Source organism: Alkalibacterium sp. (genome assembly GCF_046484155.1).
GTDB lineage: Bacteria > Bacillota > Bacilli > Lactobacillales > Carnobacteriaceae_A > Alkalibacterium.
In genome coordinates this window covers 42960-49955 of sequence record NZ_JAWOBT010000009.1, presented here as the reverse complement: position 1 = coordinate 49955, position 6996 = coordinate 42960, and the positions used below count along the sequence as shown (strand labels likewise).

Genomic DNA, 6996 nt, shown 5'->3' with positions numbered 1-6996 from the left:
TCCTTACCTGTAAGTCTATCACGAAAGACAATGATTTTAAATACGTGTTTGTGACAATTCCACGAAAGAACGCATGTTAATTTTTTTCTAAAATAACTTGAGCAACTGCTATTGAACCCGTGTGCGAAATGGAAACCCAAACATTCCCGTTAAACGGACTTCGAGTTACCGTTGGTTTACCTAAACTGTCTGGCAGTATTTCAACATCTAAAAAACCAATCTTTCCTATTCCTGTTCCTAATGCTTTCGAAAATGCTTCCTTTACAGAAAAACGTCCAGCTAAAAATTCAACTTTTCTTTTTCCTTTAAGTTCAGAAAAGATAGCTTTTTCCTTACTCGTCAAGACCCTTTCCGCAAAAGATTCTCGTCTTATGTATGCTTCCTCGATTCTATTTATTTCCACAACATCTAAACCTATACCCACGATCATTACATTCCTCTATCCTTAATACCGCCAATGCTACTATTACTTAATTATGTTAACAGATTCACATCGAAATGTCATTTAAAAACGATTTATTTCAATAATAAAAGCCAGTAAGCGGCCTAGACCACTTACTGACTTTGTACATTAATTATTTTATGCCTTAACCATTTCTTTTAGGGCGACGAGTGGTGCTTCGTTTTCCTTGGTTGTCACCGCTTGAACGGCCTTTACCTTTATAACTACTTTTACCGCCACCGCCACGGTTACTGCTACCCTTACCTTTTCCTCGGCCACGGCCGCCTTTTTCCTTGTTTGGAAGCGGACGTTGTGGAGAGATATTGACAGGGACATCAGTCGGATCTTTGATCATTGCTTTAACCAAAGCAGCAGCTAAGTCTTCAGATGAATATGAAACAAGCAGTTTTTCAGCTGCATTTGTATATTTATCTAAGCCATTCTCATCTATGGTTTTTTGAATATCTTTCATAGCTGATTGCAATTGACTTTCTAACGCTTCATCACTGGTTGGTGGACGAAGTGCCGTCAATGGCTGATTGGTTAGTTTTTCAATCGTATGCAGATAGCTCATTTCCTGAGGAGTAACAAATGTTACAGCTACGCCTTCTTCACCGGCACGGCCTGTACGACCAATACGGTGGACATAACTTTCAGGATCTTGAGGGATATCGTAATTGAAAACGTGTGTCAATCCGGTAACATCTAATCCACGAGCAGCCACATCTGTTGCTACTAAGATATCCATTTTTCCGTTTTTGAAGTCTTTTAAGACACTCATACGTTTACTTTGTGATAAATCGCCATGAATTCCTTCGGCTTGATAGCCACGCATTTCTAAACCTTTAGATAATTCATCGACACGTTTTTTAGTACGTCCGAATATCAAAGCCGATTTAGGATTTTGTACATCAAGTAGACGTGTTAAAACGTCAAATTTTTCATTATCTCTTGCTTTAGTATAATATTGATCGATCGTAGATGCAGCCAATGTCTTCGTTTGGATACGTACAGTTTCAGGATTTTTCATGAAACGTACACCAATGCGTTTAATTGGTTCTGGCATTGTTGCAGAAAACAGTAACGTTTGACGTTCTTTTGGAGTCTCTTTGATGATCGATTCGATATCATCAATGAACCCCATGTTCAACATTTCATCCGCTTCATCTAAAACAAGTGTTTCTACTTGATTCAGTTTCAACGATTTACGACGAATCAAATCAAGCATACGTCCGGGAGTCCCAACGACGATCTGAGCGCCACCTTTGATTTGTTGGATCTGTCTTTTGATGTCTGCTCCGCCGTAAACACACGTTACTTTAACTTTTTTATCTCTGCTCAAACGGAAGATTTCTTCCTGAGTCTGGATAGCTAATTCACGAGTAGGTGCAATAACCAGCCCTTGAACATTATGGTTTTTAACGTCGATTTTCTGTAACATCGGCAAACCAAAAGCAGCCGTTTTACCGGTTCCTGTTTGTGCTTGTCCAATAACGTCTTTACCTTCTAAAGCTAGAGGGATAGTCTGTTCCTGGATTGGTGTGGTTTCTTCAAATCCCATTTCTTTTACGGATTTTAGTAATTCTGGTATTAAATCTAGTTCATTAAATTTCAAAAAATGTTTCCTCCTATTATTTTCCTTAGCAAGCATTCGTTTAAGAGCCAAGGATGATTTTACTCATTAATAGAGAAAGATCATTTCTTGAAAACAGAACGTTCCGTGATTCTGTTCAAACAAAGACCCTAGTGTAAGTATCTCATCATTCGATGTGGTACACCAGGGGCATGACATTTATCTTGACTCAGTATTTATTATTTAATTTTCATACGATAGATATTTCTATCTACTAAACGAACAGTTGTCTGGCTTACAAGTGTTATCTTATCATGTGTTCAATCTGTTTTCAACCTGTTTGTATCGCTCGAAAAAATGAATGCGTTTTATTTATTTTCGAATCGACTTAACTTAGACACAATTTCAAGCATACCTGTGCTGAAACTGGACTTGAACAACACGGTATCTTCCGGTTGTAACGTTTCTTTCAGATGATCTATCAACGGTATTTTTTCTCCCGTAAAATAGTTCAGCTTGGATTTATCCATTATTTTCAGCATTTCTTTGTATAACACGTTCATTTTTTCCCCATATAAAACAAGTTCATCAATCGCTTCGGGATCAATCGCTTTATATAAATCTAGGTGCATAGCTTCTGATTGTTTACCTAATTCCAATATATCTCCTAAAACGACAACTTTCCGATTAGGTACCTCTATCTCTTGAAAGTAACTCAAGACTGCCTTCACAGATGATGGACTCGCATTATACGCATCATTTAACAAGACAGACTGGTTCACGCCTGTTATCCATTCCAAGCGATTTTTAGTTAACTGAAAGTGAGATAATTGATGATAAATATCAGCTACATCAATGCCTAAGGTTTCCCCTACAAGTATCGCTGATAAAGCATTCTGTACGTTATATTCGCCTGGTATGGGCAAGGTGCATGCTGTATCTGTTTGTTGATTGGTTTTGAATTTCGTCTGTTTCATTTCAGATTGAATCTCTGTCGAATATAAATCAACTCCGGGTGCTTTGCCAAAGGTTTTAACTGTTTCCACCTTTTCATCGACCCATCCGTTGTCTATTTTAGTTTTCAATAACGGTTCTTCTCCAGGATATATAAGCGTTCCCTGATTCATGCCTTCAACAATTTCCAGTTTCGCTTCAGCGATAGCTTCACGTGAACCTAAATATTCAATATGTGATTCGCCGATCATGGTAATGACCGCAATATCGGGTTCGGCTATCTCAGACAGCAAATGGATTTCACCTTTTTCGCTCATACCCATTTCCAGTACGATCACTTCCGTGTCAGGAGCCATTTCTAAAATAGTCAAAGGCAAGCCTAAGTGATTATTGAAATTACCTATGGTTTTATGGGTCTTAAACTTTGCCGAAGCAACTGCCGCTACCATGTCTTTTGTCGTCGTTTTTCCATTGCTGCCGGTAATACCAATAACCTTTGGCGATACTTTTTTCAAATAATACCGAGCAAAATCCTGAAAAGCTTTTAGTGTATCTTCGACCTGAATAACTGCAATATCTTTAGGGGCGTCCTCGATGGGATCACTCCAAAAGGTCGCTGATGCTCCTTTTTCGATTGCTGACTGAATAAAATCATGCCCATTTCGATCAGCCGTTAATGGAACGAATAAATTGTTTTTGGCTAAAGTTCGCGTGTCAAAGGAAATCCCTTCTATATACTCTATCACGTCATCATTATATAGTTTCCCATCAACCGCTCGAACAATATCCTTAAGTGTCCATTTCGACATTAGCACTCTCCATTTCTACTCTTTCATCATCTCTTGTAATTTTAGTACTTAGCTTATATTTGTCATTATGCCTGCGTACCCCTAGTTGGATGACTTCTTCAATCAAGTCAGCATATGGGAGACCTGTTTTCGCCCACACTCTCGGATACATACTTTGTGATGTAAAACCCGGAAATGTGTTGACTTCATTGATGTAAACTTCTCCATCTTCGGCTAAAAAGAAATCTGCACGGGAAATACCGGAACCATTTATTGCTTCGAAAGCTTTGGCAGCCATTTTCCTCACTTTTTTTGTCAATTCAGGGGATAAGTCAGCTGGAACTTCCCGGATAACTTTTTGATTCAAATATTTATCTTCATACGCGTAGAAAGCTTTCTGCTTAACCAACTCACCTGGGACTGACGTATGTACGTCTTCATTCCCGAGTATCGCTACTTCTATTTCACGTACTTGCACTCCTTTTTCGACAACCACACGATAGTCATAATTGAAGGCTAAGTCAATCGCTTGAATCAATTCCTCTTTATTGAGTGTTCGCGTGATGCCTACGCTTGATCCCAGATTAACCGGTTTAACGTAGATAGGATAGTCTATCTCCGTCTCGATAGCTTCACACACCGCTTCTTGATCGACTCTCCAGTCTCTTACCTTGACTTCTTTGTAAGGAAGAACAGGCAGTCCCGCTTCTTTAAAGATTACTTTGCTCAACACTTTATCCATGCCAACGGCGCTTGAAAGAACGCCTGCGCCTACGTAAGGAATACCTAACGTTTCAAATAGGCCTTGAATCGTACCGTCTTCTCCGTTCGGTCCATGAAGAACCGGAAAAGCCACAGACTCTCCTTCGGTCAGTTCATTAAATGAGAAAGGGATTTTTTCTTCGATATTTACTAACTCATCTTTGGAAATGATGCTTTCTCTACTTTCGACTTCAGCGCCTCTAAACCAATTCCCTTCGTACGTAATGTAAACAGGTATAACAGTATAATAATCATAGTAAATGTTTTGAAGGATGGAAAAGGCAGATTTAACGGAAACCTCGTGTTCAGCACTCTTTCCACCATATATCACATAAAGCTTCATAGTCTTCCTCCTACTCGCAGGTGAGTCGTAGTTACGCTCAGCTCTTACGGAATTATATCTGTATTTTAGCATATTTTTAGTCTATAACAGCTTAAAAAGTTTCACTTTCTTATCGTGAGACGAACATACTTAAATCGAATGAACTAAACCGGAATAGCATTTTTGTATTCTGCCTTTGTCTGGACTATCTCATTTCTTTATACTACCCGGGATACATTGGTACCCGTTAGATCCCTTCGTTTCCGAGTACACCGGAGTGGCATTCTCAATCACCATAACACTTAAAAAGACTACTTTAAACCATATCCACTTAACACATGCAGATCCTCATACATTTCATTTTGGTTTTTAAATACCTATAATACCTAATTTAAGTTAAAAAAAAGCTCTGGATAGCCAGAGCTTTTAATCTTATTAGTCTTCCAAATTGTATTTCTTGTTGAAACGATCGATACGTCCATCTGCTTGAGCAAATTTTTGACGTCCTGTATAGAATGGATGAGAGTCTGAAGAAATCTCAACACGGATCAATGGATATTCGTTACCATCTTCCCACTCTACTGTTTCTTTTGCTGTTTTAGTAGATCCTGACATGAATTTGAATCCTGTCGTTGTGTCCATAAACACGACATCATGATATTCTGGATGAATTCCTTTTTTCATTTTTTTCACTCCTTAACTGCCATGAAATCTTCGCGATTCCATAGTTATCTTTATTCTTTAGTCAAGATAGATAACAAATATATTGTTTGTGCAATGCTTTGCTTTTCCATCTTGTTTCTTTGGTATGCAACACTATATATATTAGCATGTTTATTTTTTTGATGCAATCTTTTACTTGATTTTTTTCACTGAGACGCTAATTTTTTATTGTTTCAGTGCTTTTTCTACAAATCCATCATTCTTTTCGTACCGTTTCAGTGTCTTTATGAATTGGTCCGTGTATTCTAATGAATCATTTCGCATGCCTCGACGTAATTTGTAAACAGCTTCGTACTCTTCCGTAGACAAGAGCAAGTCTTCTTTTCTGGTACTCGATTTTTTAATGTCGATAGCTGGATAAATACGACGTTCTGCCAGTTCACGGGACAGATGAATTTCCATATTGCCCGTTCCTTTGAACTCTTCATATATGACATCATCCATGCGGCTCCCCGTTTCTATCAAGGCCGTCGCAACAATCGTCATGCTCCCACCTTCTTCAACATTACGTGCTGAACCAAAGAAGCGTTTGGGACGGTAAAGCGCAGCAGGATCGATTCCGCCACTAAGTGTACGTCCACTCGGTTGTTCCACTAAGTTGTATGCGCGAGCAAGACGTGTAATACTGTCCATCAAAATGACCACATCTTGTTTATCTTCTACCAGACGACGTGCGCGTTCCAGTACCAGTTCACTTACTTTAACATGGTTCTGTGGTGGCTGATCGAACGTTGAATGCACAACTTCACCGTCAATACTACGCTCTAAATCTGTCACTTCTTCAGGTCTCTCATCAATAAGTAAGACAATTAATTCAACTTCGGGATGATTTTTTTTGATTCCATTAGCGATCTCTTTAAGTAATGTTGTTTTCCCTACTTTAGGTGGAGCGACAATTAATCCACGTTGTCCGAACCCAATCGGAGCAATTAAATCAATGATACGAGCAGATAATTCATCCGATGAGGATTCTAAATTAATTCGTCTATCTGGATATAATGGCGTTAATGCCGGAAAATGCGGACGTTCTCTAGCTTCTTCCGGGTTTTTTCCGTTCACTAACTGGACGTTCATCAAACCGTAATAGCGTTCGCCCTCTTTAGGCGGGCGAGCGGTACCTGTTATTTTATCGCCGTTTCTTAATCCAAACCGCGTCATTTGTGAAGCCGAAATGTAGACATCTTCATTGCTGTGGGAGTAATTGATCGGACGTAAAAAACCGAAATCCTGATGACTGATTTTATCTAAAACGCCACTTACTCGGAAATAGCCTTGTTTTTCTTCTTGCGCCCGAATAACAGCCATTGATAATTCCTTTTTGTTCATTTGACTGTAAGAAGGTACTTTCAAGTCTTTCGCTAACTCATAAATTTCTTTCAATGTTTTCTCTTGTAGCTCACTATACGTGATAAACTTCCCCACTATAAGCTCT

Annotated in this window: 6 protein-coding genes; all 6 read right to left on the bottom strand. The window is 38.9% G+C overall.

The window, feature by feature from the left end; translation table 11 throughout:
- Positions 1-76: 76 nt before the first annotated feature.
- Positions 77-430: a holo-ACP synthase gene (gene acpS / locus R6U02_RS00805; protein ID WP_410261747.1), complete on the bottom strand. Its 354-nt coding sequence runs from the start codon at positions 428-430 to the stop codon at positions 77-79.
- Positions 431-587: 157 nt separating this feature from the next.
- The gene (locus R6U02_RS00800; protein ID WP_410261746.1) at positions 588-2057 is read right to left on the bottom strand and encodes a DEAD/DEAH box helicase; all 1470 of its coding nucleotides are present in this window, start codon (positions 2055-2057) and stop codon (positions 588-590) included.
- Positions 2058-2383: 326 nt separating this feature from the next.
- Entirely contained in the window at positions 2384-3778 is a 1395-nt protein-coding gene (gene murF, locus R6U02_RS00795; protein ID WP_410261745.1) for a UDP-N-acetylmuramoyl-tripeptide--D-alanyl-D-alanine ligase, read from the bottom strand.
- Positions 3759-4862: a D-alanine--D-alanine ligase family protein gene (locus tag R6U02_RS00790; RefSeq protein ID WP_410261744.1), complete on the bottom strand. Its 1104-nt coding sequence runs from the start codon at positions 4860-4862 to the stop codon at positions 3759-3761. Before R6U02_RS00790 ends, murF begins: the two co-directional genes overlap by 20 nt.
- 414 nt (positions 4863-5276) lie before the next feature.
- Positions 5277-5525, bottom strand: coding sequence for a type B 50S ribosomal protein L31 (locus tag R6U02_RS00785; protein WP_410261743.1), 249 nt, complete (start codon positions 5523-5525; stop codon positions 5277-5279).
- Positions 5526-5729: 204 nt separating this feature from the next.
- Complete coding sequence (gene rho, locus R6U02_RS00780; RefSeq protein ID WP_410261742.1) at positions 5730-6986, bottom strand: transcription termination factor Rho; 1257 nt, start codon at positions 6984-6986, stop codon at positions 5730-5732.
- Positions 6987-6996: the final 10 nt, after the last annotated feature.